Origin of the sequence: Pseudomonas sp. PS01270, assembly GCF_029959775.1 — a bacterium.
GTDB classification, from domain to species: domain Bacteria; phylum Pseudomonadota; class Gammaproteobacteria; order Pseudomonadales; family Pseudomonadaceae; genus Aquipseudomonas; species Aquipseudomonas atacamensis.
Genome location: NZ_JASCPT010000040.1, coordinates 15,015 through 41,971, shown reverse-complemented (window position 1 = coordinate 41,971; position 26,957 = coordinate 15,015). Strand labels below are relative to the sequence as shown.

22 protein-coding genes are annotated in these 26,957 nt (G+C 59.6%); 9 read left to right on the top strand and 13 right to left on the bottom strand.

Features of this window, described 5'->3' with window-relative positions; genetic code table 11:
• Positions 1-93 precede the first annotated feature (93 nt).
• Genes QMX86_RS13785 through QMX86_RS13770 form a run of 4 tightly spaced genes read right to left on the bottom strand, consistent with a single transcriptional unit; the run spans position 94 to position 3,882 of the window.
• Positions 94-1,179, bottom strand: a complete 1,086-nt coding sequence (locus QMX86_RS13785; protein WP_282383808.1) for a polyamine ABC transporter substrate-binding protein — start codon at positions 1,177-1,179, stop codon at positions 94-96.
• A 55-nt stretch (positions 1,180-1,234) separates the two neighbouring features.
• Positions 1,235-1,579 carry a cupin domain-containing protein gene (locus QMX86_RS13780; RefSeq protein WP_024013066.1) on the bottom strand — a complete coding sequence of 115 codons (345 nt, stop codon included), beginning with the start codon at positions 1,577-1,579 and terminating at the stop codon, positions 1,235-1,237.
• Between the two features lie 31 nt (positions 1,580-1,610).
• Positions 1,611-3,017 (bottom strand): FAD-dependent oxidoreductase, encoded by a 1,407-nt coding sequence (locus QMX86_RS13775; protein ID WP_282383803.1) that lies wholly within the window; start codon positions 3,015-3,017, stop codon positions 1,611-1,613.
• Positions 3,018-3,069: 52 nt separating this feature from the next.
• A complete protein-coding gene (locus tag QMX86_RS13770) occupies positions 3,070-3,882 on the bottom strand; it encodes a nuclear transport factor 2 family protein (RefSeq protein WP_282383801.1) in 813 nt (270 codons plus the stop codon).
• 265 nt (positions 3,883-4,147) lie between these two features.
• Here QMX86_RS13770 and QMX86_RS13765 point away from each other — a divergent pair, with 265 nt between their 5' ends.
• Entirely contained in the window at positions 4,148-4,420 is a 273-nt protein-coding gene (locus QMX86_RS13765) for a DUF1652 domain-containing protein (RefSeq protein ID WP_038862172.1), read from the top strand.
• Between the two features lie 49 nt (positions 4,421-4,469).
• On the opposite strand, the gene QMX86_RS13760 is transcribed toward QMX86_RS13765, so the two are convergent.
• Complete coding sequence (locus tag QMX86_RS13760; protein ID WP_282383799.1) at positions 4,470-6,944, bottom strand: UvrD-helicase domain-containing protein; 2,475 nt, start codon at positions 6,942-6,944, stop codon at positions 4,470-4,472.
• 257 nt (positions 6,945-7,201) lie between these two features.
• On the opposite strand from QMX86_RS13760, the gene QMX86_RS13755 reads away from it, so the two are divergent.
• Positions 7,202-7,897 carry a pirin family protein gene (locus tag QMX86_RS13755; RefSeq protein ID WP_071172543.1) on the top strand — a complete coding sequence of 232 codons (696 nt, stop codon included), beginning with the start codon at positions 7,202-7,204 and terminating at the stop codon, positions 7,895-7,897.
• A 54-nt stretch (positions 7,898-7,951) separates the two neighbouring features.
• Here the strand turns inward: QMX86_RS13755 and pgm are convergent, their stop codons facing one another.
• The 4 genes from pgm to QMX86_RS13735 form a co-directional block, all read right to left on the bottom strand.
• Positions 7,952-9,598, bottom strand: coding sequence for a phosphoglucomutase (alpha-D-glucose-1,6-bisphosphate-dependent) (gene pgm / locus QMX86_RS13750; RefSeq protein ID WP_280035394.1), 1,647 nt, complete (start codon positions 9,596-9,598; stop codon positions 7,952-7,954).
• Positions 9,599-9,706: 108 nt separating this feature from the next.
• Positions 9,707-11,107, bottom strand: a complete 1,401-nt coding sequence (locus QMX86_RS13745; protein ID WP_151552606.1) for a PLP-dependent aminotransferase family protein — start codon at positions 11,105-11,107, stop codon at positions 9,707-9,709.
• Between the two features lie 49 nt (positions 11,108-11,156).
• Positions 11,157-12,623 carry a hypothetical protein gene (locus QMX86_RS13740; protein WP_282383783.1) on the bottom strand — a complete coding sequence of 489 codons (1,467 nt, stop codon included), beginning with the start codon at positions 12,621-12,623 and terminating at the stop codon, positions 11,157-11,159.
• A gap of 550 nt (positions 12,624-13,173) precedes the next feature.
• Complete coding sequence (locus tag QMX86_RS13735; RefSeq protein ID WP_016774849.1) at positions 13,174-14,196, bottom strand: zinc-dependent alcohol dehydrogenase family protein; 1,023 nt, start codon at positions 14,194-14,196, stop codon at positions 13,174-13,176.
• 270 nt (positions 14,197-14,466) lie between these two features.
• On the opposite strand from QMX86_RS13735, the gene QMX86_RS13730 reads away from it, so the two are divergent.
• The 3 genes from QMX86_RS13730 (at position 14,467) to QMX86_RS13720 (ending at position 16,198) form a co-directional block, all read left to right on the top strand.
• The gene (locus tag QMX86_RS13730) at positions 14,467-15,381 is read left to right on the top strand and encodes a LysR family transcriptional regulator (protein WP_016774850.1); all 915 of its coding nucleotides are present in this window, start codon (positions 14,467-14,469) and stop codon (positions 15,379-15,381) included.
• Between the two features lie 143 nt (positions 15,382-15,524).
• Entirely contained in the window at positions 15,525-15,815 is a 291-nt protein-coding gene (locus QMX86_RS13725) for a type II toxin-antitoxin system ParD family antitoxin (RefSeq protein WP_071172546.1), read from the top strand.
• A 2-nt stretch (positions 15,816-15,817) separates the two neighbouring features.
• Positions 15,818-16,198 (top strand): type II toxin-antitoxin system RelE/ParE family toxin, encoded by a 381-nt coding sequence (locus tag QMX86_RS13720; protein WP_071172547.1) that lies wholly within the window; start codon positions 15,818-15,820, stop codon positions 16,196-16,198.
• 78 nt (positions 16,199-16,276) lie between these two features.
• On the opposite strand, the gene QMX86_RS13715 is transcribed toward QMX86_RS13720, so the two are convergent.
• The 3 genes from QMX86_RS13715 to gcvA all read right to left on the bottom strand — a co-directional run bounded on the left by QMX86_RS13715 (position 16,277) and on the right by gcvA (position 18,876).
• A complete protein-coding gene (locus tag QMX86_RS13715) occupies positions 16,277-17,038 on the bottom strand; it encodes an SDR family oxidoreductase (protein WP_071172548.1) in 762 nt (253 codons plus the stop codon).
• A gap of 29 nt (positions 17,039-17,067) precedes the next feature.
• Entirely contained in the window at positions 17,068-17,895 is an 828-nt protein-coding gene (locus tag QMX86_RS13710; protein WP_071172549.1) for a DMT family transporter, read from the bottom strand.
• A gap of 75 nt (positions 17,896-17,970) precedes the next feature.
• Positions 17,971-18,876 (bottom strand): transcriptional regulator GcvA, encoded by a 906-nt coding sequence (gene gcvA, locus QMX86_RS13705; RefSeq protein WP_122706348.1) that lies wholly within the window; start codon positions 18,874-18,876, stop codon positions 17,971-17,973.
• A gap of 310 nt (positions 18,877-19,186) precedes the next feature.
• Here gcvA and QMX86_RS13700 point away from each other — a divergent pair, with 310 nt between their 5' ends.
• From QMX86_RS13700 to QMX86_RS13685, 4 genes are all read left to right on the top strand, one after another.
• On the top strand, positions 19,187-19,639 hold the full coding sequence (locus QMX86_RS13700; RefSeq protein ID WP_071172551.1) for a DUF805 domain-containing protein: 453 nt from the start codon (positions 19,187-19,189) through the stop codon (positions 19,637-19,639).
• A 276-nt stretch (positions 19,640-19,915) separates the two neighbouring features.
• Positions 19,916-21,169 (top strand): multidrug efflux RND transporter periplasmic adaptor subunit MexE, encoded by a 1,254-nt coding sequence (gene mexE, locus QMX86_RS13695; protein WP_024013077.1) that lies wholly within the window; start codon positions 19,916-19,918, stop codon positions 21,167-21,169.
• A 15-nt stretch (positions 21,170-21,184) separates the two neighbouring features.
• A complete protein-coding gene (locus QMX86_RS13690; RefSeq protein ID WP_110645380.1) occupies positions 21,185-24,364 on the top strand; it encodes an efflux RND transporter permease subunit in 3,180 nt (1,059 codons plus the stop codon).
• On the top strand, positions 24,361-25,782 hold the full coding sequence (locus QMX86_RS13685) for a TolC family protein (RefSeq protein ID WP_039761555.1): 1,422 nt from the start codon (positions 24,361-24,363) through the stop codon (positions 25,780-25,782). Before QMX86_RS13690 ends, QMX86_RS13685 begins: the two co-directional genes overlap by 4 nt.
• 228 nt (positions 25,783-26,010) lie before the next feature.
• On the opposite strand, the gene QMX86_RS13680 is transcribed toward QMX86_RS13685, so the two are convergent.
• Entirely contained in the window at positions 26,011-26,955 is a 945-nt protein-coding gene (locus tag QMX86_RS13680; RefSeq protein ID WP_071172553.1) for an HlyD family secretion protein, read from the bottom strand.
• Positions 26,956-26,957 lie beyond the last annotated feature (2 nt).

The window sequence follows — 26,957 nt, the reverse complement described above, 5'->3', positions numbered from 1 at the left end:
GACGCCAAGCCAGTCAACATAAGTGTCGAATGTCAAACCGCTTCGCGAGCAGGCTCGCTCCCACAGGGGTCTTGTACGTTGGCCTGAAAAAACTCAGCTGCCGGTACGAATCTTGTTCCAAACCCGCGTCCGGATCCGGTCGATATTCAGCGGCATCGCTTCCAGCGCGAACAGCTTGCCCATCATTTCCGCACTCGGGTAAACCTTGGTGTCGTTCTTGATCGCCGGATCGATGAGCGTGTCCGCCTGTTCGTTGCCATTGGCGTAATGCACGTAATTGGTGATGCCGGCCATGACATCGGGGCGCAGCAGGTAGTTCATGAAGGCGTAGCCGGCCTTTTCGTCCGGTGCGTCGACGGGCATGGCGACCATGTCGAACCAGATCGCCGCGCCCTCCTTGGGAATCGCATAACCGATCTCGACGCCGTTCTTGGCTTCCTTGGCGCGGTTCTCCGCTTGCAGGATGTCGCCGGAAAAGCCGACCGCTACGCAGATGTCGCCATTGGCCAAATCACTGGTGTACTTGGAGGAATGGAAGTAGCTGACGTAGGGCCGCACTTTCATCAACAGGGATTCGGCTTTTTTGTAGTCTTCGGGATTTTTGCTGTGGTGCGGCAGGCCCAGATAGTTGAGCGCCGCCGGGAGCAGTTCCGGGCCGTTGTCGAGGATCGCCACGCCGCACTTCTGCAGTTTTTCCATGTATTCGGGCTTGAAGATCAGATCCCAGGAATCCACCGGCGCGTTGTCGCCCAGCACCGCTTTGACCTTGGCAATGTTGTAGCCGATACCGGTGCTGCCCCAAAGATACGGGAAGCCGTGCTCGTTGTTCGGGTCATTGGCCTGCAAGGCCTTGAGCAGCGCCGGGTTGAGATTCTTCCAGTTCGGCAACTGACTCTTGTCGAGTTTCTTCAGCGCCCCACCCTGAATCTGCCGCGCCATGAAGTGGTTCGACGGAAAAACCACGTCGTAACCGGATTTGCCGGTCATCAGCTTGCCGTCGAGGGTTTCGTTGCTGTCGTAAACGTCGTAGGTGACGCCGATGCCCGTGTCTTTCTGGAAATTCTTCGTGGTGTCCGGGGCGATGTAGTCGGACCAGTTGTAGACCTTGACCGTCTCGGCCGCGTGACTGACGGAAGCGGCCAGCAACAGCGGCGCCAATGCGAGGGTTTTCTGGATCATGGGGCGATTCCTGTATGGGCTTTTTTTGTTGGCAGGCAATCAAAGGATCAAACAATCAGAAAATCAGCACGTAGCTCTTGCGCACGGTTTCCTGGATATCCCAGATCCCGAGCGTGTTGGCAGGCAACATCAGTGCGTCGCCGCCTTGTATGTGCAGGGTTTCGCCGCCACCGTCGGGGGTGAAGGTGCAGCGCCCGGAAATGAAATGGCAGAACTCCTGCGCGGTGATCTGCCGCCGCCAGCGGCCCGGGGTGCATTCCCAGACGCCGGTTTCGACACCGTCGTCGCGCTCGACACTGGTGGTCGAGGCAATTGCGACGGGTTCGCCGAGGGGCACGGCGACCGGGTTGGATTCTTCGAGCTCGAGCGTGGCGGTGTTCTTGAATTGGGTGATGCTCATGGCGTGACCTGTTTATTGAGGGAAACGACGTTCAGTGCATGAAACCTTCCATGAACCCGGCAACCCGGCTGGCGAGCTTGCGCCGCCAGGGCGCGGTCGCGGGATTGGCCAGGGTCTGGTCTTCGTGCACGAAACTTTTGATGATCGCGTTGTAGCCGAGCCAGCGGCATGGCTCTGGCTCCCAGGCACGCAGCGCATGAATGCCACCGTCGGGCAGGACCCACGGTTGTTGGGTCAGCTCGCTGTCGCGCTCAAGAATCAGATCGGCCAGCGTCCGGCCGCCGAGATTGCTGGCACCGACGCCCTCGCCGCCATAACCGCCAGACAACGCGATGCCGTTGGCGCGGTCGCAGAGCATGTGCGGCTTGAAATGCCGCGACATGCCAAGGTTGCCGCCCCAGGCGTGGGTGATCTGCACATTTTTCAGCTGCGGGAACAGTTCGCCGAACAGATAGCGGCGCAGTTCGACCTCATCGCGGGTGAGGTTGAAGTCATGGCGCAGCTTGCCGGCGAACTGATAACCGCCACGGGCGCCGAAGATCAGACGATTGTCGGCACTGCGCTGGCCATAGGTGACCTGACGGCTGAATTCACTGAAGGCCTGGCCGCGATTGAGGCCGATTTCGTCCCAGGTCGCAGCGGACAGCGGCTCGGTGGCGACAATCAGGCTTTGCACCGGCAATTGATAACGGCCAAGTGGCGGCAAGGTCACCGAATAACCTTCCACCGCCGGGACGATCCAACGGCTGCGCACGCTGGCCTTGGCGGTACGCAGACTGCCGGGTTGCCAGTGGGTGACCGGGCTGTTTTCGTAGATTTTCACGCCCATGTTCTGCACGGTCCGCGCCAGACCACGGACCAGTTTCGCCGGGTTAATGGTCGCGACATGGGGGGCGAAGATGCCGCCGTAGGGCTTGGCCACGCGGATCTGCCGGGCCAGCTGCTCGGGACTGAGCCAGCGGTAGTCGTTATCGGTAAGGCCTTGGGCGTGCAGCTTGCTCAGGTAATCGCGCAGAACGGTTTCCTGCTCTGGGTAGCGCGCCGCACAATAAAGCACCCCGCCCTTACGGTAATCGCAGTCGATGCCTTCGCGTTCGAGGACGATCTCCACTTCATCGGGGATGCTGTGCAGCAGATCGAACGACGCCCTGCGCTGCTGCGGCGATAAGCCTGCGAACAAACGATCCTCGCCCAGCAAATTACCCATCAGCCAGCCGCCATTGCGTCCGGATGCACCGAACCCGGCGGTTTGCGCCTCGACGATGGCGATATCCAGGCCGGGCGCCTGTTTTTTCAGGTAGTACGCCGTCCACAGTCCGGTGTAACCGGCGCCGATGATCGCCACGTCGACATCCAGGTCACGCTCCAACGCGGGCCGCGCCAATAGCGGCTCATCGAGCTGATCCATCCACAAACTGATCGTGCGCCACGCCGACATGCCAGACTCCGCCACTGAAAACTTTCGATGGCGTCGATCCTAGTGGCTGCCTTCAGTGGATGTCTTGCGCGCGTGCCCGCAGAGAAATTTGTTTGGCGTAGGCCTTGGGCGACTGGCCGGTGTGTTCGCGAAAGCATTTGTAGAACGCTGACAGCGAATTGAAACCGGCGGCGAACGCCAGCTCGTCGACGCGCAACGGCGGCGTGGCGCTGTCCAGCGCACGCAGCAAATGCTGCAGGCGCGCCTGATTGACGTAGCGATAAAAGCTTTGCCCGAGCACCTGATTAAGCAGATAGGAAATCTGATTGCGGCTGTACCCGCACTCCTTCGCCACGCGTTGCAGGTCAAGCTCAGGGTCCAGATAGGGCTGCTGCTTTTCGAAATACTGTTGCAGGTCTTCGGCCATGAAGCTCAGTTGCCGCGGTGACAGACCTAGCCTGCTGACCGCCGGACGGCTTGGCGCGGAGCTACCGTCGGCTTGAGTACGCACCAGCGAGGCATACTCGTTGACGCGCCAGATCAAGCCGTCCTTGACCGTGATCGCTTCGCTGGAACGAAACGACACCAGGCCGTCGCCGCCGCGCAAGGTCACCTCGTATTGAATGAATGCGGTGTTGCCATCCACCCGGATTCGGTCGCAATGTTCGAGCAGTTCGTCGGATTCTCGCGGCATGCTCACGCGCACGTATTCGCGTAACTCATCCAGACCGAGCACCCGGTTCTGAAAGAAATCGTTGTACTGGATCTCGGCGTGATAAAGCGCCATGACGCTGTCCAGATCCCGGTGTTTCCAGCTCAGGTGATAGCGCATGACCGTGGCGGCCGTGGCCTGGGTCTGTTCGGGGCCGTCTTCATCAGCGTGCATAAGCGGCTCGGCGAAAAAGAACCGAGCTTGCCCAACTTCCTCTGCCGCTTCAATGAAAAATCCATGGTGGCGTTTTGGCGATAATCGATGAGCCAGTGACTTACATCAAAAAATGCGAATCAATCGCTAAACGGACTGAAAAAACTCACAGTTTTTTCACACACGGATGCTACTTTTAAAGCTCAAGCACTGGTTGAGCCAATGAAGGCTCTTCCCACCTAACATGAGCAAAAGGAAGCGCTCGATGAAGCAGGCGGGCAACACCATGAATAAAGGGTTCAGCAAAGTCACCTTTCCAAACGCTTGCCAGCTGATGCGCTGGCATTTTCATCCCATGGGTTTCGAAGCGACGATGGATGCGCCGGGCAGCATGATCGCCCGTCTTTTCGATCGGGCCAGCGGCGAAACCATGATCGCCATCGCTGGCATTCCCTGCGCAACGGTGATGAACGCGGCGGATGTCGAGCGCATGATCGAAGCCATCGAGGATGAGCTGGAAGCCTTCACTCCTCCGGAATCTCTCAAGAACTACGCATAACCACCTGATTTAAAACAAAAAGCCCGCAGTGATGCGGGCTTTTTATGGGTCAGGCGCTGGCCTTTTCGCGTCGATGGTCGACGAAGAACGGCTTGCCCTTGGCGACTTGATCCGACGCCCTCGGCATGTTTACCGCTTGGGTTTCCTGCGGTTCGACATACCAGTAGCAATGACTGACGGCGCGCGTGATACCGACGTAGGCAAGGCGCAGGATTTCGTCCTTTTGCGCAGTGTCGTACGGCTCGCTGTCGCCACTTTTGCCCAATCCCGCCATGCGATAGACCTGATTCTTGTACGGAGAACTGGTCAGATGCTGGCAATCACCCAGCAGAAATACTGCGTCAGCCTGCAAGCCTTTGGCGCTGTGATAGGTCAGTTGCTTCAGCCGCCGCGCGTCATAGGGCAAGCTCGAATCTACATTAAGTACAGGCTGAATATGCTGCTCTATCAATAACTTATCGCTGCTTTTTCGATAAAGCATCAAGATTGAATCGCCGCGCCGATAATGCTCGGCCAAGCGCTGACCCAATGCTTTATCATCCCGCTCAAGCACATTGACCGGGTGAAGCGGCTTGGGCTCACCACTGGCCTTGGCCTTCTTGCCTGCGATTGCCGGCGCTACACGGACGATGTGTTCGGCGGCGTCGATGATGTGCTGATGGCTGCGATAGTTGTCACTGAGCATCACTCTTGTGGTGCTCGGTGAAGGAAATTCCTTGTTGAACTCCATGAAGTAGCTCGGTGAGCTGCCGCGCCAACCGTAAATCGACTGCCAGTCATCGCCAACACACAATAGCGACGAACGCTGCGCCCCTCGCCCAACGTGCATGGCCGGGCCACGGCTGCGGATTTCATTGAGGCTGGCACGAATCCACGAAACGATCTGCGGCGATACGTCCTGGAACTCATCGATCATCAAATGCGCCATAGGCCGCAGCAACTCATCGCTGAGCAGCTTGAGGTTTTCCGGCGAGTGCTCGCTGAACAGCGCGAACATGCGGTTGTAGGTCATCACTGGCGGTTTCTGATCCAGCAGATGATCTTCAAATGCGCGCCAGAACAGGCTCAGGGCTTCAAAGAAAAAACGATCAGGGTCGTCCTTGGCGAAGCTCATCCGACTGGCCGCGTCTGGTACATCCAGGCCGAGGTTTTCGATAAAGCCTGCTGCGGCGACAAAACAATCCAGCAATGGCGCCGATGCCAGCTCGCCTTTGACCTTGTAATCGAAGCCGGGACCGGCGCTGGCATCTCCGGCCAACGTCGCAAGAACGCGCCTGGATGACTCGTAACTATCCAGCCAGATCAATGGCTTACGGCAGAAAGCTTGAAACAGGGTGCGTTTGACCGCCCACTCTGCACGGACACTCAGCTTGGCGTTGGGTCGGGTCAGCTGGGCGTTTTCCCTCGCATCAAAGCCGAGCACCACCCAGGCATCTAGGCTGGGAATATAGCCATGAGCGTGGAACTTCGAGCCATTGATTTCGAAGGCCTGCCGATTCGGCTCGATGCCTTTAATGGGCCACGCCCCTGCACGAAACCATAAATCTTCAATCACATCGCAGAGCTCTTCATCGCGCTTGGCCGCCAGTTCGGTGACCGCCATGCGTTTCTGCACATCAGGATGATCGCGCTCCAGTTCCTTCAACTGTAATCCGGCACGGGACAGCGGCTGGATCAACTGGCGGAAACGCTCGTCGTCGTTGAACAGGCGGTGATAACAAGCATTAAGTTGCTGGCGCTGCGCGTCATTGATGCGCAGGTCAAACGGATTGCTGTCGACCTCCTCCGCGCCGCTTTGCGGGCGATCGCTGAGGTTCTCGAAGGCCTGCAAACGCTCGAAACCCGGCAGGCTGCGCACCATCGGCAGGATGCGTGAGTGGAAGGTTCTGACCAGCTCGCGGGCCTGCTTGAGGTTCAGCGGCTGCCCCCACAGCGTGAAGATTTCGATCAGTTTGTTGATGAAGTCCTTGCGCGATTCGCGGGTGAAGGTCACCACGGTCATCGAATCCAGCTCAAAACCCAGATAATGGCTGAGCAAGAGAATGCGCAGCACCAGCGTGGTCGATTTGCCGGCGCCGGCACCGGCCACCACCGAGGTGGACGGCGTATCGCTGAAAATCATCTTCCACTGTGCGGCGCTGGGCTGGGCGTGGGCCGGAAGCAAACGGGCAACGTCAGCCTTGATGCGCTTCTTCAGTTCCGCCGTCAGCGGCAGGCGCCAGTCATCGAACAGGTGGTTATCGACGCTGGGCGGCCGATGTTCGGTGTTGCGGCTGTCGCGAATCAACAGCACCTGGCGGCCTTCCTCCAAACCCTCAAGCTTGCCCTCCTTGAAACCGTATTCGACGCCAGCGGTGTGGCCACTGCGAAATCCGTCGGCTTGCCCGTGCAGCCACGACGCCCGGTGCTGGGCGCGCAGCTTGGTCAACCCGTGACCAAAGAATCGCGCGGCCAGACGTTTGAACCAGGGCATCTCGGCCAGTGGACGAAGTTCAGGGGGAAGATCGGGAATGTGTTGCGCCACGCTGACGGACTCCAGGGTGTGAGGCTGTGGCGGCTATGGTGTCTGGATTTGCCGTCCAGTTCTAGCGAAATGCTTACAGGTCATCGGTTTAGGCGACGAATTGAAAGTCGGATGAGACGATTTCGAGGCGCATTCCCATCAAATAACCTGATCATGATGCGGCAGTTTTTGCGCTTTTTATCGATGATTGCCTGATAGATGATCGTCGTCATCACCCACGGGGCCCGCCCCCTGACGACCCTTATTAGGAGACGATCATGCTTGAACTCAGACCCTTCAGCTCGCTGGGCGGCGCCCATCATGGCTGGCTGGACGCGCATCACCACTTTTCCTTTGCCGAATACTACGATCCGCAGCGGATGAGCTGGGGCAACTTGCGCGTGTGGAACGACGACATCATTGCCGCAGGTACCGGTTTCCCGCAGCATCCGCACCGCGACATGGAAATCATCACTTACGTCCGAGAAGGTGCCATCACGCATCAGGACAATCTGGGCAACAAGGGCCGCACCGAAGCCGGCGACGTACAAGTGATGAGCGCCGGCACCGGCATCGCTCACAGCGAGTACAACCTGGAGGACAAGGAAACCAAGATCTTCCAGATCTGGATTCTGCCGACTGAAACCGGTTCGCCGCCGTCGTGGGGCGCCAAGCCGTTTCCCAAAGGCGAGCGCGAAGGTTTTGTGACGCTGGCCAGCGGCAAGGACGGCGACGATGAGAGCCTGCACATTCGCGCCAATGCACGTCTGGTGGCGGCGAACATCAAGGCTGGTGAAACAGCCGAATACCGGCTCGACGAAGGGCGTCGCGCCTATCTGGTTCCGGCCACTGGCGTGATCGAGGTCAACGGGCTGCGCGCGCAGGCGCGGGACGGCGTGGCGGTGGCCCACGAGCAAGTGCTGACGGTCACGGCGATCGAGGACAGCGAAATCGTACTGGTCGACCTGGCTTGATCTGCAGGCAATAAAAAAGGGCAACCATTACGGTTGCCCTTTTTCATGTGCGCATCACTTAGTGGAAATAGCGCCATCCACCAAGGTTTGCGCCTCGGCCACCAGTTGCTTGAGGTGGTCGTCGCCGAGGAAGCTCTCGGCGTAGATCTTGTAGATGTCTTCAGTGCCCGAAGGACGCGCGGCGAACCAGCCGTTCTCGGTCATGACTTTCAGACCACCAATGGCCTGATCGTTGCCCGGTGCATGGCTGAGGATGCTCTTGATCCTCTCACCCGCTAGCTCGGTCGAGGTGACCTGTTCCGGCGCCAGCTTGCTCAGCAGCGCCTTCTGCTCCGGGTTGGCTTTGGCGTCGACACGCACCGAGAACGGTTCGCCCAGTTCGTCGGTCAGCGCACGGTAGGCCTGGCTTGGATCGCGCCCGGTGCGCGCGGTCATTTCGGCGGCGAGCAAGGCTGGAATCAGGCCATCCTTGTCAGTGCTCCATACGCCGCCATCCTTGCGCAGGAAAGACGCGCCAGCACTTTCTTCACCGCCAAAACCCAGCGAGCCATCAAACAGGCCATCGGCGAACCATTTGAAACCGACCGGCACTTCGTACAGGCGACGGCCCAGGCGCTTGGCCACGCGGTCGATCAAACCGCTGCTGACCACGGTTTTGCCGACAGCGGCATCGGCGCGCCATTGCGGACGGTTCTGGAACAGGTAGTCGATGGATACCGCCAGATAGTTGTTCGGCGCGAGCAAACCACCGGACGGCGTGACGATACCGTGGCGGTCGTGGTCCGGATCGCAGGCGAATGCCACGTCGAAGCGCTCTTTCAGACCAATCAGGCCCTGCATCGCGTGGCTGGACGATGGGTCCATACGGATTTGGCCGTCCCAGTCGACGGTCATGAAACGGAACGTTGAATCGACCTGTTTATTCACCACTTCCAGGTCAAGACGGTAGTGTTCGGCGATGGCCGACCAGTAGCGCACCCCTGCTCCGCCCAACGGATCGACACCCAGACGCAGCTTGGCATCGCGGATGGCATCGAAGTCGATGACGTTGATCAGGTCGGCGACATAGGTGTTCAAGTAATCGTGACGATGGGTCGTGCTGGCCTTGAGCGCTTGCTCGTAGCTGATGCGTTTGACCCCGGCCAGTTTGTTCGCCAGCAGCTCGTTGGCCTTGGCTTCGATCCACTTGGTGATGTGGGTATCGGCCGGGCCACCGTTGGTTGGGTTGTATTTGTAGCCACCGCTTTGTGGCGGGTTGTGCGACGGCGTGATGACGATACCGTCCGCCAGGCCAGAGGTACGGCCGCGGTTGTAGCAGAGAATGGCGTGGGAAACTGCCGGGGTCGGCGTGTACTCATCGCCTTCGGCGATCATCACGGTGACGCCGTTGGCGGCGAGGACTTCCAGCGCGCTGGCGCCGGCCGGGGTCGACAATGCATGGGTGTCGATGCCGACGAACAGCGGGCCGGTGATGCCCTGGGCTTCGCGATACAGGCAGATCGCCTGGCTGATGGCCAGAACGTGCCATTCGTTGAAACTTAAATCGAACGAACTGCCGCGGTGGCCGGACGTGCCGAACGCCACTCGCTGGGTAGAAATCGATGCATCAGGCTGGCCGGTGTAATAGGCCGTAACCAGTCGCGGGATGTCGACCAACAGTTCTGCCGGTGCCGGTTTGCCCGCAAAAGGACTGAGTGTCATGCAAAAACCTCTGAAATCGGAGTGGTTCAGGAAATGCAGCGCAGTTTACTGGCAGTTTGACCACTGTGCGACGGGATGTATCCGAAACTCGCCCGATGTTTTTTAACGTTATTGGCCGGGCGACAGGCGCAAGGCATCGCCGAGCAAGCCGATGACACTCGGCAGATCCCGCTCGCCGTGGTGCAACGCGCTTATCCGCAGATGATCCGCATGCAGACCTTGCAGGCTGAACAGCTCGCCGGGGGCCACGATGATCTGTTGCTTGAGCAGGCGACGGAACACATTCGCCATGTCGACCGGCCGTAACGAACGCACCCACACCGTCGCCCCGCCCTGCGGCTCGACTATCTGCAGCGTATCGCCCAAACGTTCGTGCAGAACCTGGATCAACATGGCTCGCCGCTCACCCAGCATTCGCCGCAGCACAGATAAATGCTGATCAAGCCGCCCGCCATTCAACAACCGGGCAATCGCCTTTTGGCGGATCGGCGACAAGCGAAATGCGCGCAGCAGAAAATGGCGTTGCAGCGCCTCACGCCAGTGACGCGACAGGACAAAGCCGAATGGCGCTTCAGCGCCGATGAATTTCTCGAAAGTGGAAAACACCAGCAGACGCTCAGGATCAAGCCAACTGCGCAAACGCTGTGAATCATTGCGCTCGTCGAGCTCGCTGTAGCAGTCGTTTTCCAGCACCCAGACGCCATGTTGATTGAGCAACTGCGCGGCGGCCTGCTGACGCTCATGGGTGAAACCCTTGCCGTGGGGCATGCTCAGCACTGAAGACAAAAGAACCAGACGTACTGGCTCGTTCTCCAGCAGCGATTGCAGTACCGACAGGTCAAGCACGCCTTCGGCCAGCAATGGCCATTCGATCACGCGCACCCCGCACGACTCGAGCAGACGCAATATCACCCAGTCGCACGGTGATTCGACAATTACGCTGGCGTGACGCAATTCAAGCACCGAAATCAGAATCTCCAGGACCCCGCGCAGATCAGCACCGATATAGATGTCATCGGCATGCCAGAAATGCTCTGTCGAACTCGTGTACCGCGCTGCCAGGGCAACCCGCAATTCCAGCTCTCCGCAAGGTTGCACGAATGTCTGTAGCTGACGCGGATATTGGCGCAGAAGCTCACGTTCCAACGTCAACAACGGACTGTCCAGCGGTTGCAGCGAGGCCGGTTCGTCGGCGCTCAACACACACATTCCGGGACGTCTGGCGTTGACGTACACGGTCTCCAGCAGATCATTGCCGTTGCCGGGCGCATCCATGCTGAACAGCGCTTGCGCGTAATACCCTGACTTGGCTATCGAATAGACTCGACCTTCCTTCTCCAGAAGCGAATAGGCGTACTGCACCGTTGAAATGGAGACATTCAGTCGATCCGCCAGTTGTCGCAAGGAAGGCATGCGTACCGCCGCACCACCTCCGGCGTCATCAATCAGCGTGGTCAGATATCGATAAACTGCCTGATAAACAAAGTCGTTGTCCCGCGCGCTTTTCACACCCTCATTTCCGTAGATATCGGTTCACAACCCAGGCTCCGGCTCACCGTCAGCGTTCCGTCGACCGCTCGAATGACGAGGCCGAACCCGCCTGATCCTCAGACGCGTTCTCCGAGGCTAATTGCCTGGGCGCATGAATCTGCACAGGGCCTGTTGCATAGAGGCGGATCACCAATCTGACCGGCAACCCGCTCACTTCCGTTATCCACTTCAAAACCTGCTCCGGCGCGTGCAAGCCTTGCATGGCGCGGTGCAGGTCAGGCATGGCGACCAGCATGCCGGGATGACAGTTGCGCAGGAAGCGTTCGAGACCTTTGCCGTTGTCGATGAACGGCGCAAACAGCAGGCACACCAGCTGCGTTTCGCTCAATCCGAAACCATTGGTGAGGTAATCCTCGGCAAGCATCCGCAGTTGTTCTGGCCCGCCGGCGTTGTCGTAGCTGGCCAGCAAGTGCTCGCAGACGGTTTCGGCAACCTGTTTTCGCCGCATGTCGGCCAGCGTGTGCCGGACGTAATCGTCGATGCCCGCCTCATAGGCGCGCCCCTCGATGAAGCGTGCGTACAAACCTCGCACGTGCGCCGAGATCAGAGGGTCAGCGAATACCGCTTCGCCCTGGTACAGCGCCAGGTCGTCAGGCTCATAACCGAGAAATTCGCCCAGCAGCGGCCAACGATCCTCGATTTTGCCGACCATCATGTCGTTGATGTCGATAAAACTGGTGCGCCGACAGGCTTCGAACTCACCTTCCGGGCGCCACGCTATCCGGTCGTCATCTGCGCGCAGCTCGCGGTAAAAATCATCACCGAGCCCGTCGAGCAGCGGAAAAAGCGCTTCGAATCCGGCATTGACCAGTTCTGGACCGGCTATTGCCACTCGCTGCATTGCACGGTTCAGGCCTTCGAGGAAATGCTGCTGACTGCCTTTGGTTTCAGTGCTGATCATGGCGTCGACACCATTGTTCCAGCGGGCGATCTGGCTGTAGTACCCGGCCGTCGCCAGGTAGGCGTCATCCCATAATTCAGGCGTTTCCAGCCAGGTGCGACAGTGCCCGACCAGCAGCAGATTGACGCGGCTGGCCTCACGCCCTTCGTTGCTCACAGGCGTGCGATGGTCGAACGGCAGCACTTCGCGGTTATCCACCATCAGCACCTCGACCCGTGGATCGTCATAAAGGAATAGCGCGCTGTAGCTGCGATGCAGGTTTTGCAGGGCGAGCGGGCTGTCGCCACTCCAGCGCAGGGAAGCCACGCGCAACTGGAAGGTCGCCGGAGCACGTCCGGCGATGGTCAGCTGTGCGGCGCGGAGCAAGGCCAGGGTGTAGCAGCCGTCACGCAGGCCGGACTGAGGCACCAGCACCTTGAATTGCCCGATGTTTTCCATGCCGCCAGCGGCCACCACCAGGCGCTGTATCAACAACTGCAATGCCGTGCGCTCGGCTCGGGAAAAGAAACTCAGCAGACGCTGCAATACTTGCTGATAGACATAGTTCATTGCCTGATCATGGATCGTGCTCATCGGTATTTACCCGGTATCAAAAGTTTCATGCCGCGCAGACATGACAATGGGCGCGCGGCAATTGGATCAATAAGTAATAGACGCTGAAATGCTAACACTTACAAAGTTGTAGTTATTTGAAACACTTCACCTGAATAAAGCCATCCAGATGCCAAGCGTCACGCTCAACCACCCGTATTCATTGGGCTTTCGCCATTCGAAAATGATCTGAGGAAACTTCCCACAACGTCCCACGACAAATCATTACAAGAAAAGGAGAAGCAACTTCCGAAACGCCCTACAGCAATTAAACAGAAATTGACGAAGCCAGCCGAGCCAGCCATTTGATATTGCCTTGGACAAATTGAATGCACAGCCATAGCTCATTCCTTGAGATGAAAGTAATCATTCAATTATCAGTGCTTATAGTGTGATTAGAAGATACAGATCGAAGGCAAAAACCAGTTCAGTTGCTGAAGGGTCGATGCTTCGATATCGGGAAGGGTTTACTGACAGCGGAGGATCTAAACAGAAAAGAGTCCGTGACGGCCACGGACTCTGATGAGCGGATTTACGCGGTTTCCACTTGCAGGGCCACTCGCTCGCGGCATGGGCATTCGTCCATGTAGCGATGCGCTTCGACGAACTCGTTGAACGCGAATACACGAGTCTTGAGCGGCAGGAGCACGCGGTCAGCGGTCAACTGGTTGATGTCACGCAAAGCACGCTGCAGAGCGACGTGGTCCTGGACAATGCCCAGCTCCGGCTTGCCGGTGAAGTTGCCGATGCAATGCACGAAGAACTGGATGTTCTTCTGAAACGCCGCACACGCCGGGAACGGGGTCTGGTTACCACCTTGCAGCCCGTACAGCACCAGACTGCCGCGTGGCGCCAGCACATCGCCAAGCAACGACATCTGCGGGCCGCCAAGACCATCGAACACCACATCGACGCCGCGGTTGTCGGTGATCTTGTTGATGCGCATCAACAGATCTTCCTCTTCGGTGACGATGACCTTCTCCGCACCGAGGGACAGCAGGTACTCACGCTCCTCCGCCGATTTGGTCGCGGCGATCACTCGCACACCCAGCGCTTTGCCCAATTGCACAAACGACGGGCCGGCGCAGTGGCTGGCGTCAGTCACCAGCGCAAATTGACCCGGTTTGACCCGCGCCAGATCGGCATAAGCGAAGTAGGCAATCAGCAGCGGCGTGTAGTGCACGCTCGCTTCGATCGGGCTGAGCACATCGGGATAACGGGTCAGCGCGGTGCGCGGCAGAACGATCGACTCGCCGTAAACCGGATAGTCGTTCGGGCTTTCCGCTGGAAAACTGGCCACTTTGTCGCCGACGGACAGGTCGTCGACATCAGCGCCCACCGCAGTGACCACGCCAGCCATTTCATGACCGAGGCCCGAAGGCAGACGTGCCTGAGACGACGCCAGATTCTGGCGCCACAGAGTGTCGTACCAACTGATGCCGATTGCCTCGACACGCACCTGCACTTCGCCAGGACCTGGCTGAGCAGCCGCATGCTCTTCGCATTTGAGCACCTCGGCCGGACCAAACTTGTGAAAACGGATCGTGCGGGACATCGCAAACCTCGTCAAAGTAACCTCTAATGCCATGAACTCTATCTGGGCTTTCGACCCAAGACCATCAGTGGCTATTAATAGTCGACATGCCTGTCATTGATTCCGCATCAAGGGCGGCATTGGCAAAATCCATGAAAAAAGGCCTGCCACCGTCGCAGTAAAGCTGAATTTTCCGGTGCAGAGTACCAGCCTTTCCCCGTAAGATTCATGCCGGCCATTGTTCTCATATGGTCGCCCTCGTCAAGTTTGATGACTCTGCCAGGACTCCAGATGAATCGTAATGACCTGCGTCGTGTCGACCTGAACCTGCTGATCGTGTTCGAAACATTGATGCACGAACGCAGTGTGACTCGGGCCGCGGAAAAATTGTTCCTCGGCCAACCGGCTATCAGTGCGGCGCTGTCGCGTCTGCGCAGCCTGTTTGACGATCCCTTGTTTGTCCGCACCGGCCGCAGCATGGAGCCGTCCGCCCGCGCGGTGGAAATCTTCGCCCTGCTCTCGCCCGCCCTTGATTCGATCTCGACCGCCGTCAGTCGCGCCGCCGATTTCGATCCGGCGACCAGCACGTCGGTGTTCCGCATTGGATTATCCGACGACGTCGAATTCGCCCTGCTGCCCATGCTGCTCAAGCGCCTGCGCGCCGAAGCACCGGGCATCGTCCTCGTCGTGCGGCGGGTCAACTACATCTTGATGCCGGGCCTGCTCGCCTCCGGCGAGATTTCGATCGGCGTCAGCTACACCACCGACCTGCCGGCCAACGCCAAGCGCAAGGTCCTGCGCCGCAGCGCACCGAAGCTGCTGCGCGCCGACACCGTGCCGGGGCCGTTGAGCCTCGACGACTACTGCGCCCGACCGCACGCACTGGTGTCGTTCGCTGGCGACCTCAGTGGTTTTGTCGATGAAGAACTGGAAAAACTCGGACGCAAACGGCACGTGGTGCTGGCGGTGCCACAGTTCAACGGACTCGGCACGCTGCTGGCGGGCACCGATATCGTCGCGACCGTGCCGGATTACACGGCTGAGGCACTGACGGCAGCTGGCGGTTTGCGTGCTGAGGATCCGCCACTGCCGACGCGGACATTTGAATTGCACATGGCCTGGCGTGGGTCGCAGGATAACGACCCGGGAGAGCGGTGGTTGAGGTCGCGGATTCAGATGTTTTTCGGGGATCCGGATAGTCTTTAGGTATCGTCGGCTAGGGTGCTTTATCGGAAGTGCCGTAGAACGCACCCCGTCGGAATCAGATCCCGATTCAATATCCGGGCGGGCAAATTGGCATAATATGCCAATGTTCGTAAGTACCGGTTTGGCCAGCACTGGAGATAATTATGGCGACCCGAAACGTAGTGCTCACTCCTCACCAGGAACAGGTTATTCATGACCTTGTCCAGTCAGGCCGGTATCAGAATGCCAGTGAGGTAATGCGCGAAGGCTTGCGGCTGTTGGAGCAGCGCGTCGCCGAAGATACCGCAAAAATCGAGGCACTGCGTCAGGCGACCTCGATCGGCATCATGGATCTTGAGCGTGGGCGTTTTACTCAGGTGAACGAAGGGGATCTGGAACATTACCTTGAAGGCTTGAGCCAAGAGGCTTCCCTCCCCGCGCGCGAGAAACACTGAGGATGCCGCGATATCGGATTTCCAACCCCGCGCGCGCCGACATTGTCGACATACTCAGACTCTCGCATACCCAGTTCGGCGACCAGGCCCGCCAGCGCTACCAAGCGCTGATCCTTGCAGCGCTCCAAGCGCTGGCCGACAAGCCTTATCGCATTGGCAGCCATGACCGCGATGAGCTTGCACCAGGCCTCCGCAGCTATCACCTCATCTATTCGCGCCAGCAGGCGAAACCCACTCATGGAACGGTCAAGAGCCCGCGCCATATCGTGTTCTATCGCGTGGCAAATGACGACGTGATCGAGGTCGTCAGACTCCTTCATGACGCCATGGAAGCGCATTTGCACTTGCCTGCGGCTGATCAACCACCTGACCCCATGACCTGACTGGCCAAGAACAGGAAGATCAGGCGCCCCCTCTGAATCTCGACCCTGAAAGCCCTTTAGCCTCTTTCCCGACCCGAATCACTTGCCGCCAGTCACATCCAGAAAAGTACCCGTGACAAACGAGGCCTCCGCGCTGGCCAGCCACAAGATGGCCCGCGCCACCTCTTCCGGCTGACCGCCCCGCCCCATCGGGATCGACTCCTTCACGCGATCCACCCGCCCCGGTTCGCCGCCGCTGGCGTGCATGTCGGTATAGATGTGCCCCGGGCGAATGCAGTTGACCCTGATCCCTTCCCGCGCGACTTCCTTGGCAAAGCCGATCGTGAAGGTTTCCAGTGCGCCTTTCGACGCTGCGTAGTCGACGTATTCATTGGGGCTGCCCAAGCGCGCCGAGGCAGAAGAAACGTTGATCACTGCCCCACCTGTGCCGCCGTGCCGATAAGCCATGCGCTTCACCGCTTGCTGCGCGCACAGGATCGGTCCCAGAGCATTGACCGCGAAGATGCGCTGCATGCGTTCAAAGCTCAGGTCCTCCATGCGTGACTGTTTTGCCAGAACGCCAGCGTTATTGACCAGAACGTCGATCCGTCCAAATGAGCAATCGAGAGCCGAGAAGAGTTCAGCAACCTGCTCGGGGTCAGCACTGTCAGCACGCACCGCGAGGCCTTTGCGCCCCAATGCTTCGATATCCGCCACCACCGCCAGCGCGGCGGACTCGTTGGCGACGTAGCTGATGGCGACGTCGTAGCCTTGCGCGGCAGCGAGTCGGGCGGTGGCGGCGCCGACTCCGCGACTGCCGCCGGTGATCAGAATCAGCGGTGCTTGCGAGACGTTATCCATGCGACGTTCTCCTGAGCAGTTGGGCTGTGTCAGCCGATGATGATGGCGCCGCTGGCGATGACCACGCACGCCAGCATCCTGCGGACGGTGAGCTTTTCACCGAGGAACAAATAGCCGAGCAATGCGGCAAACAACACGCTGGTTTCGCGCAAGGCCGACACCGCGCCCAGTGGCGCTTCGTTCATGGCGTAGATAACGATTGCGTAGGCCAGCAACGAGACCAGTCCGCCGACCACAGCGGTCAGCATTCCGGGCCGTACGGAAAATAGACTGCGGACGTCGCGCAGGCCGATATACACCAGCGGCATCAGCACGCCCCACAGGGCGCTCATCCACACCGTGTACGCGAGCGGCGCACCGGAAAGCCTGGCGCCAATGCCATCGACGACGCTGTAGGCGGCGATGAAACAACCGGTGCCCAGCGCATACGGCAGGCTCGGCACCGACAGGCTGCGCCCGCGAAAGGCCAGGGAAATGATTCCGCCGGATACCAGACCGATGCCGAGCAGCTCAGCGGGAGTAATGGTTTCGCCGGCAAACAGCGCGGCGCCGAGGGTGATCAGCGCCGGTGACGAGCCGCGGGAAATCGGATATATCTGCCCTAGATCGCCGACCCGATAGCTGCGCACCAGGAACAGGTTGTAGCCGACATGCAGCAGTGCCGAGAGCAGCGCATACCCCCAGCTCTCAGGTGCAGGCGCGGCCATAAAAAAGGTGGCAATGAGGCAGACGATGGCGATGGCCACGCACATTATTGTCATCGACCAGAGCCGATCGGCACCGCCGCGCAGCAGCGCGTTCCAGCTGGCGTGCAGGAGCGCGGCGAACAGAACGAGGAGTACGAGATGGATTGGCATGCGGCATTTTAGTCATCGCTGCAGCCCACATTACAGAGAAGTCTCTTCATCCAGTCATGAGCAATACCTCATGACTCAGTGCTGCGCGCCCTGCACTTTCAACGCCTCACTGAGCAACCACTCGCGAAATTTGAGGATATGCGGCTGGGCTTCGATGCCTTTGGGACAGACGAAATAATAGGCAAGCGGCGATGTGAACGGCACATCGAACAGCCTTACCAAGCGGCCGTCGCCGATTTCATTTTCGACATGGCCGCTGCGCACCAGCGCCACACCCTGGCCGAGCAATGCAGCTTCGACAGTCATGTTGGTGTCGCCAAACCTTACGCTTTCGCGCAGCGGCGAAAATGCCAGCCCGACGGATTCAAACCACACCTCCCATTTCGGCGCCAACTCGGCGCCGTCGCGAATCAGCAATGGCATCTGCAGCAAATCGGCGGGACTGCCCGGCCTGCCGACGCGCTGCAGCAGTTCGGGACTGGCCACGGGAAACACCTGCTCACCGAACAGAAACTCCGAATACAGACCGGGATAATTGCCTTTGCCCAAGCGAATGGCGACATCGGCTTCGCCGCTGGCGAAATGGATGATCGTGTCCGTGGTATCTAGCGACACCAACAGCTCCGGGTGCAGGCGCGACAGATTCGGCAAGCGTGGCAGCAGCCACTTCAAGGCAAACGAATAAGTGGTGCTGACCGACAGGCGAACCCTGTCCTTTTGCTCGCGCAGATCCTCCAGCGTTGCTTCAAGGCTCATGAAAAACTCGCGCACGATCGGCGCCAGCGTCGCCCCCGCTGTTGTAAGGCGTAACGCCTTGCCGCGCTCGAACAATTGCAAGCCCCAAAGTTCTTCAAGGTGCCGGAGCTGATGACTGACGGCGCTTTGGGTTACGTGCAGTTCTTGAGCGGCAGCCGTGAACGTCGGGTGCCGGGTGGCCACTTCGAAAGCCCGCAGGGTCGCGGTCGGGGGCAGGTTGCGCATATATGAGAGTCCCGGGGATGGCAGAAGCTGACGGCATGAATATCAGCTCATGTTAGAGCGAAATGCGTTCGCATGCCTCTGGCCCCAAGTGGATTTGGTGACGATCGGGTTTGGGTTTAGCCGCAGACCCACAAATCGTAAGCCGAGAGCCGATGACAAACCTTATGGTAACGATTAGATTACCGCCGCCCCGCCAATGGAGAGTCGGGCATTCAGTCTCTGCTCTCGTTGGCGACGACATCTGCACCAACGAAAACACCGGGATGTATCTGTCCCGTCTTTCGACTGACCATTTTTTAGGGAAAAAAACATGAGCCTGGTTTTCTGCCGTGGTTGCGCCAAGGAAATAAGTACTCTGGCATTGGCATGCCCCCAATGCGGCGCACCTCAAGCGCCACTGCATTCCATTGCCAGTGGCCCCGTCATGGCGAGCGGCAACCCATACGTGGAGGCACTGAAGAAATATGCCGTGTTCACCGGACGCGCCACGCGCCGTGAATACTGGATGTTTTTTCTGATCAACATGGGCATCGCTATTGTCATGAGCGTTTTTGACGCCATGCTCAAGACCGGTGGCGCCTTGCAGAGCCTGTACAACCTGGCAATGCTGTTGCCGAGCCTCGCCGTTGGTGTACGACGCATGCACGACACTGACCGCAGCGGCTGGTGGATTCTGCTGCCCATCGTCAACATCGTGTTTCTGGCGCAAGACAGCCAGCCTGGTCCCAATCGCTTCGGTGCCAACCGCAAAGGCTTCAACTGATCAATAGCCGCAGTCGCGGATCGAAACGGCCTTCATGGCCGTTTCTTTATATATGGCTCCCTTCTCACAAAGGCCTTGCTCGATCATTGCTCGTCACGCAAGACAGATTTGCATGAAAACACATTGTTAGCACCCTAACGAAAGGTGCATGCTAGAGGGCTGTCTCGGAGCTTATATCATTCCGAATGATAGTTACCTTTGCTTCATTCGATTCGTGCCATCACACCCGCGCCGAGCATCATCCGCCCATCTTCAATACTTCGGCGGATTGCATCCATGGAACAATCACTCAAACATTTGCGCTTCCCGTTGGCCATGCTGGCCGTACTGGTGATGAGCGCCTGCGGCAAAACTCCGGAGACTGCCGGCGCCCCGCCCGCTGCCAAAGTCAGCGTGGCCAAGGTGCTGGAACAACCGGTCAACGAGTGGGACGAATTTACCGGGCGCCTCGAAGCGCCGGAAACCGTTGAAATCCGCCCACGGGTTTCGGGCCAGATCGATCAGGTCGCGTTCACCGAAGGCGCGCTGGTCAAAAAAGGCGACCTGCTGTTCCAGATCGACCCGCGTCCGTTCCAGGCCGAGGTACGCCGCCTCGAAGCTCTGGTTGCTCAAGCTCGCGCCACCGCCACTCGCAGCGAAAACGAAGCCGCTCGCGGTGAACGTCTGCGTGCCAGCAACGCCATTTCCGCTGAACTGGCCGACTCGCGCACCAGCGCCGCCCAAGAGGCCCGCGCCGCAGTTGGTGCCCTGCAGGCACAACTGGACCTGGCCAAACTGAATCTGAGCTTCACCCGCGTGACCGCACCGATCAGCGGCCGCGTCAGCCGCGCCGAAATCACTGCCGGCAACCTGGTGACCGCCGACACCACCGCGCTGACCAGCGTCGTCTCCACCGACAAGGTCTACGCCTACTTCGACGCCGACGAACGCGTGTTCCTCAAATACACCCAACTGGCCCGCAACGGCCAGCGCGGCGCAACCACGCCGGTGTACATGGGCCTGTCCAACGAAGACGGCAACCCGCACCTGGGCCAGATGAACTTCGTCGACAACCAGGTCAATCCGAAAACCGGCACCATCCGTGGTCGCGCAGTCTTCGACAACGCTGACGGCACCTACACCCCGGGCTTGTACGCGCGGCTGAAACTGGTCGGCAGCGGCACCTACAACGCCATGCTGATCAATGACGAAGCCGTGGGCACTGACCTGGGCAAGAAGTTCGTGCTGGTGATGGATGGCGACAACAAGACTGCCTACCGCGCCGTCGAACTCGGTCCGAAAATCGAAGGCCTGCGCATCGTCCGCAACGGTCTGAACAAGGACGACACCATCATCGTCAAGGGTCTGCAACGGGTTCGTCCTGGCTCACCGGTCACCCCTGAGGTGATTCCGATGGCCAGCGAGCAGACCCTCGCCGCCCTCGCTCAACAACGTCAAGCGCTGGAAGCCAGCAACCTGCCCAAAGTTGCCCCTGCCAAGGGTGCATCGGGTTCGGCTGCGAAGCTGGCCGCTACGACCCCACGCGGTTAAGGGACGACAACTCCGATGAATTTCTCCCAATTCTTCATTTCCCGGCCGATCTTTGCAGCGGTGCTGTCGCTGTTGATCCTGATCGCCGGTGCGATCTCGCTGTTCCAGTTGCCGATCAGCGAATACCCGGAAGTCGTGCCGCCGACCGTGGTCGTGCGCGCCAACTTCCCCGGCGCCAACCCCAAAGTCATCGGTGAAACCGTGGCCGCTCCGCTGGAGCAGGCCATCACCGGCGTCGAGAACATGCTGTACATGTCCTCGCAATCGACTGCTGACGGCAAGATCACCCTGACCATCACCTTCGCCCTGGGCACTGACCTGGACAACGCGCAGGTGCAGGTGCAGAACCGGGTGACCCGGACCGAGCCAAAGCTTCCTGAGGAAGTGACGCGCATCGGTATCACCGTCGACAAGGCTTCGCCCGACCTGACCATGGTTGTGCACTTGACCTCACCGGACAAGCGCTACGACATGCTCTACCTGTCCAACTACGCGATCCTCAACATCAAGGATGAGCTGGCTCGCCTGGGTGGTGTCGGTGACGTGCAGTTGTTCGGTATGGGCGACTACTCGCTGCGCGTCTGGCTTGATCCGAACAAGACCGCTTCGCGCAATCTGACCGCCACCGATGTGGTGACCGCGATTCGCGAGCAGAACCGTCAGGTCGCCGCCGGTCAACTGGGCGCGCCCCCTGCCCCGACCGCGCAAAGCTTCCAGCTGTCGGTCAACACCCAAGGCCGTCTGGTTTCCGAAGAAGAGTTCGAGAATATCGTCATTCGCGCTGGCGACGACGGTGAGATCACTCGCCTGAAGGACATCGCGCGCATTGAACTGGGCTCCAGCCAATACGCCTTGCGCTCGCTGCTGAACAATCAGCCGGCGGTGGCGATCCCGATCTTCCAGCGTCCCGGCTCCAACGCCATCGACATTTCCAACGAAGTGCGCGGCAAGATGGAAGAGCTGAAGAAAGGCTTCCCGCAGGGCATGGACTACAGCATCGTGTATGACCCGACGATCTTCGTTCGTGGTTCGATCGAGGCGGTGGTGCACACCCTGTTCGAAGCGCTGATCCTCGTGGTGCTGGTGGTGATTCTGTTCCTGCAGACCTGGCGCGCCTCGATCATCCCGTTGGTGGCGGTGCCGGTATCGTTGATCGGTACGTTTGCGGTCATGCACCTGTTCGGTTTCTCGCTCAACGCCCTGTCGCTGTTTGGCCTGGTACTGGCCATCGGTATCGTGGTGGATGACGCCATCGTCGTGGTGGAAAACGTCGAACGGAACATCGAACTCGGATTGACGCCGGTCGAAGCGACCAAGCGCGCCATGCGGGAGGTGACCGGGCCGATCGTGGCCACCGCACTGGTGCTGTGTGCGGTGTTCATTCCAGCGGCGTTCATTTCCGGCCTCACCGGGCAGTTCTACAAACAGTTCGCACTGACCATCGCTATCTCGACAGTGATCTCGGCGTTCAACTCGCTGACCCTGTCGCCAGCATTGGCCGCTGTGTTGCTGAAAAGCCACGACGCGCCGAAAGACCGCTTCTCGAAAGTGCTCGACAAGATCTTCGGCGGCTGGCTGTTCCGTCCGTTCAACCGTTTCTTCGACCGTGCCAGTCATGGCTACGTCGGCACCGTGCGCCGGGTCATCCGTAGCAGCGGCATCGCCCTGCTCGTGTATGCAGGCCTGATGGTGCTGACCTTCTTCGGTTTCTCCAGCACGCCGACCGGTTTCGTACCCGGTCAGGACAAGCAATACCTGGTGGCCTTCGCGCAATTGCCGGATGCCGCGAGCCTGGATCGCACCGAAGACGTGATCAAGCGCATGTCCGACCTCGCGCTGAAACAGCCGGGCGTGGAAAGCGCCGTAGCGTTCCCGGGCCTGTCGATCAACGGCTTCACCAACAGCCCGAACGCCGGCATCGTCTTCGTGACGCTGAAACCGTTCGACGAGCGTAAAGACCCGAGCATGTCCGCCGGTGCGATTGCCGGCGCCTTGAACGGCCAGTACGCGAACATTCAGGAAGCGTACATGGCGATCTTCCCGCCACCGCCGGTACAAGGCCTGGGCACCATTGGCGGTTTCCGCCTGCAGATCGAAGACCGGGGCAACCTCGGCTACGACGAGCTGTACAAAGAAACCATGAACATCATCAACAAAAGCCACAACGTGCCGGAACTGGCCGGCCTGTTCACCAGCTACACGGTGAACGTGCCGCAGGTCGATGCCGCTATCGACCGTGAAAAAGCCAAGACCCATGGCGTGGCCGTCAGCGACATCTTCGACACCCTGCAGATCTATCTGGGTTCGCTGTATGCCAACGACTTCAACCGCTTCGGGCGCACCTATCAGGTCAACGTTCAGGCCGAACAGCAGTTCCGCCTTGAATCCGATCAGATTGGTCAGCTGAAAGTACGCAACAACAAAGGCGAAATGATCCCGCTGGCGACCTTCATCAAGGTCAGCGACACCTCGGGACCGGATCGCGTGATGCACTACAACGGCTTCATCACCGCTGAAATCAACGGTGCCGCAGCCCCGGGCTACAGCTCCGGCCAGGCGGAAAAAGCCATCGAGAAACTGCTCAAGGAAGAACTTCCGAACGGCATGACCTACGAGTGGACCGACCTGACCTACCAGCAGATTCTGTCCGGCAACACCGCGCTGTTCGTGTTCCCGCTCTGCGTGCTGCTGGCGTTCCTGGTGCTCGCCGCACAATACGAAAGCTGGAGCCTGCCACTGGCGGTGATCCTGATCGTACCGATGACCCTGCTGTCGGCCATTACGGGTGTGATCATCTCCGGCGGTGACAACAACATCTTCACCCAGATCGGCTTGATCGTACTGGTAGGACTTGCCTGTAAAAACGCGATTCTCATCGTCGAGTTCGCCAAGGATAAACAGGAAGAAGGCCTCGATCCGCTCGCTGCGGTACTGGAAGCCTGCCGCCTGCGTCTGCGGCCGATCCTGATGACCTCGTTCGCGTTCATCATGGGTGTGGTGCCACTGGTGTTCTCCAGCGGTGCCGGTGCCGAGATGCGTCACGCCATGGGTGTGGCGGTGTTCTCCGGGATGCTCGGGGTGACCTTCTTCGGTCTGCTACTGACGCCAGTGTTCTACGTACTGATCCGTAACTTTGTCGAACGCGGCGAGCAGCGCAAAGCAGCCAAAGCCCTGCAATTGGAGGCGCAACAATGAGTCTGAAAGTCTTCCTGCCGAGTCTGCTGGTGCTGGCCCTCAGCGCCTGCGCCGTCGGCCCCGACTACAAGACCCCGGCCACGGAGGCGGCCAACATCACGACCGCCACCGACGGCGCCGCCGGACAAAAGAACTTCGACCGCTCGAAATTCGAAGGCATCTGGTGGCAGCAATTCGATGATCCGACCCTGAACCAGTTGGTGAGCCAGTCGCTGCAAGGCAACCGTGAACTGCGCGTGGCGTTCGCCCGCTGGAAAGCCGCTCGGGCGATCCGCGACGACGCCAGCAACGACGCGATGCCGACCATCACCAGCCGCGCCAGCAGCGACCTGGGCAAGGGCCAGATTCCCGGCCAGACCACCGACCGCGTCAATAGCGAACGTTATGACCTCGGTCTGGACATGGCCTGGGAGCTCGATCTGTTCGGCCGCATCCAGCGCAATCTGGAAGCCAGTGATGCCGACCAGCAGGCCGCCGAAGCCGATCTGTATCAGTTGCAAGTCACCATGATTGCCGAACTGGTCGACGCTTACGGTCAACTGCGCGGTGCCCAACTGCGGGAAAAAATCGCCGTGGCCAACCTGAACAACCAGCAGGAGTCGCGCAAGATCACCATCAGCCTGCGTGACGCCGGTGTCGGTGATCAGCTTGATGTCGAGCGCGCCGATGCGCGTCTGGCCAACGTCGAAGCCACCGTGCCGCAGTTGCAGGCGGAACAGGTTCGGCAGAAAAACCGTATCGCCACCCTGCTCGGCGAACGCCCGGACAAGCTGACCGTCGACCTCAGCCCGAAAGATCTGCCGGCCATCGCCAAGGCGCTGCCGATCGGTGATCCGGGTGAACTGCTGCAACGTCGTCCGGACATCCTCAGCGCCGAGCGGCAACTGGCTTCGGCCACCGCGCGTATCGGCGTGGCCAAAGCCGATCTGTTCCCCCGCGTCAGCCTCAGCGGCTTCCTCGGCTGGACCGCCGGACGTGGCTCGCAGATCGGTTCTTCGGCGGCCAACGCTTGGGCGCTCGGCCCGAGCATCACCTGGGCGGCGTTTGACTTGGGTAGCGTCCGCGCCCGCTTGCGCGGCGCCGATGCTGACGCCGAAGGCGCACTGGCCAACTACGAGCAACAGGTGCTGTTGGCGCTGGAAGAATCGGAAAACGCTTTCAGCGATTACGGCAAGCGTCAGCAACGTCTGATCTCGCTGATCCGTCAGAGCGAATCGAGTCGCAAGGCCGCCGATCTGGCAGAAATCCGTTATCGCGAAGGCACCACCGATTTCCTCGTCCTGCTCGACGCCCAGCGTGAGCGCCTGAACGCCGAAGACAGTCAGGCACAGGCCGAAGTCGAGCTGTATCGCGGCATCGTCGCAATCTACAAGGCCCTCGGCGGTGGCTGGCAACCGGAGACAGTTGCCAGCAAGTAAAGATTGTTAAAGAGCTCCTTTGGTTGGCCGCAACCAACCAAATTTTTTGCCCCGCGTATCATTCGGTCGCGGGGTTTTTTTATGCCTGTTTGCAGCACTGGGATTTGATCGTTCCCACGCTCCGCGTGGGAACGCCTCAAGGGACGCTCCGCGTCCAGTGACGCGGAGCGTCACGGGCTGCATTCCCACGCGGAGAGTGGGAACGATCAACACAGCTCCTACCGGGGATCAGGGTTCCAGGACGGTGACGGTGGCGGTGGTACCGGCGCGCAGGCGATGCTTGCCGGCAAAGTCACCATCAATGCCAATGCGCACTGGCACCCGTTGCGCCAGTTTCACCCAGGTGTAACTCGGGTTGATGTTCGCCAGCAGACGACTGCCCGGCGCGTTTTCGCGGTCGGCGATGGCGAAGGCGATGCTTTCTACCGTGCCGCCGAAACGCTCACCGCTCATCAATTGAATGCGTACCCGATCACCCTCCTCGATTCGCGGCAGCTTGGTTTCCTCGAAGTAACCACTGACATAGAACGAATCGCTGTCGACCAGCGCCAACAGTGCCCCGCCCGCCTGTGCGTAATCACCTTGGCGGGTCAGCAGGTTGGTCACGTAACCGCTCACTGGCGATTCAACGCGGGTGCGCTGCAAGTCCAGTTCGGCTTGGGTCAGCGCGGCAATTGCCAGTTGCACATTGGCTTCGGCCAGCCCGAGGTTGGCCTGATTGCGCAGCAGATCTGCCTGGGCAACCGCTACGTCGGTACTGGCCTTCTCCCATTCTTCACCGGAAATCGCGAAGCCCTGCTTCAGCGTGCGGCGGCGGCGCTCCTCGCTTTGACGTTGTTTGAGCAACGCTTCACTGGCGACGATTGCCGCTTGCGATTGCCCCAGCGACGCCTTGGACACTTCCACTGAACGCCGGGCATGCTCGACCGCCAGTTGATAGCGCGCCGGATCGATCTCCAGCAACAATTGGCCCTTGTCGACATGCTGGTTGTCCTGCACTGCCAGTTTGACGATTCGCCCCGAAACATCCGCCGACAGCGTCACCACATCCGCCCTCACCCGAGCATCCCGTGTCCACGGCGCGCGGGTGTAATACTCCCAGGCGAACCAGCCGAGGACGATCGCCAGGATCACCACTGCCACGGTCATCATTCGTGCAACTAGTGCTTTCAAGA

What these genes read in the sequence shown, in the direction of transcription:
- QMX86_RS13785 (WP_282383808.1), bottom strand. Translation starts at nt 1,179, where the DNA reads ATGATCCAGAAAACCCTCGCATTGGCGCCGCTGTTGCTGGCCGCTTCC.
- QMX86_RS13780 (WP_024013066.1), bottom strand. Translation starts at nt 1,579, where the DNA reads ATGAGCATCACCCAATTCAAGAACACCGCCACGCTCGAGCTCGAAGAA.
- QMX86_RS13775 (WP_282383803.1), bottom strand. Translation starts at nt 3,017, where the DNA reads ATGTCGGCGTGGCGCACGATCAGTTTGTGGATGGATCAGCTCGATGAG.
- QMX86_RS13770 (WP_282383801.1), bottom strand. Translation starts at nt 3,882, where the DNA reads ATGCACGCTGATGAAGACGGCCCCGAACAGACCCAGGCCACGGCCGCC.
- QMX86_RS13765 (WP_038862172.1), top strand. Translation starts at nt 4,148, where the DNA reads ATGAATAAAGGGTTCAGCAAAGTCACCTTTCCAAACGCTTGCCAGCTG.
- QMX86_RS13755 (WP_071172543.1), top strand. Translation starts at nt 7,202, where the DNA reads ATGCTTGAACTCAGACCCTTCAGCTCGCTGGGCGGCGCCCATCATGGC.
- pgm (WP_280035394.1), bottom strand. Translation starts at nt 9,598, where the DNA reads ATGACACTCAGTCCTTTTGCGGGCAAACCGGCACCGGCAGAACTGTTG.
- QMX86_RS13740 (WP_282383783.1), bottom strand. Translation starts at nt 12,623, where the DNA reads ATGAGCACGATCCATGATCAGGCAATGAACTATGTCTATCAGCAAGTA.
- QMX86_RS13735 (WP_016774849.1), bottom strand. Translation starts at nt 14,196, where the DNA reads ATGTCCCGCACGATCCGTTTTCACAAGTTTGGTCCGGCCGAGGTGCTC.
- QMX86_RS13730 (WP_016774850.1), top strand. Translation starts at nt 14,467, where the DNA reads ATGAATCGTAATGACCTGCGTCGTGTCGACCTGAACCTGCTGATCGTG.
- QMX86_RS13725 (WP_071172546.1), top strand. Translation starts at nt 15,525, where the DNA reads ATGGCGACCCGAAACGTAGTGCTCACTCCTCACCAGGAACAGGTTATT.
- QMX86_RS13720 (WP_071172547.1), top strand. Translation starts at nt 15,818, where the DNA reads ATGCCGCGATATCGGATTTCCAACCCCGCGCGCGCCGACATTGTCGAC.
- QMX86_RS13715 (WP_071172548.1), bottom strand. Translation starts at nt 17,038, where the DNA reads ATGGATAACGTCTCGCAAGCACCGCTGATTCTGATCACCGGCGGCAGT.
- QMX86_RS13710 (WP_071172549.1), bottom strand. Translation starts at nt 17,895, where the DNA reads ATGCCAATCCATCTCGTACTCCTCGTTCTGTTCGCCGCGCTCCTGCAC.
- gcvA (WP_122706348.1), bottom strand. Translation starts at nt 18,876, where the DNA reads ATGCGCAACCTGCCCCCGACCGCGACCCTGCGGGCTTTCGAAGTGGCC.
- QMX86_RS13700 (WP_071172551.1), top strand. Translation starts at nt 19,187, where the DNA reads ATGAGCCTGGTTTTCTGCCGTGGTTGCGCCAAGGAAATAAGTACTCTG.
- mexE (WP_024013077.1), top strand. Translation starts at nt 19,916, where the DNA reads ATGGAACAATCACTCAAACATTTGCGCTTCCCGTTGGCCATGCTGGCC.
- QMX86_RS13690 (WP_110645380.1), top strand. Translation starts at nt 21,185, where the DNA reads ATGAATTTCTCCCAATTCTTCATTTCCCGGCCGATCTTTGCAGCGGTG.
- QMX86_RS13685 (WP_039761555.1), top strand. Translation starts at nt 24,361, where the DNA reads ATGAGTCTGAAAGTCTTCCTGCCGAGTCTGCTGGTGCTGGCCCTCAGC.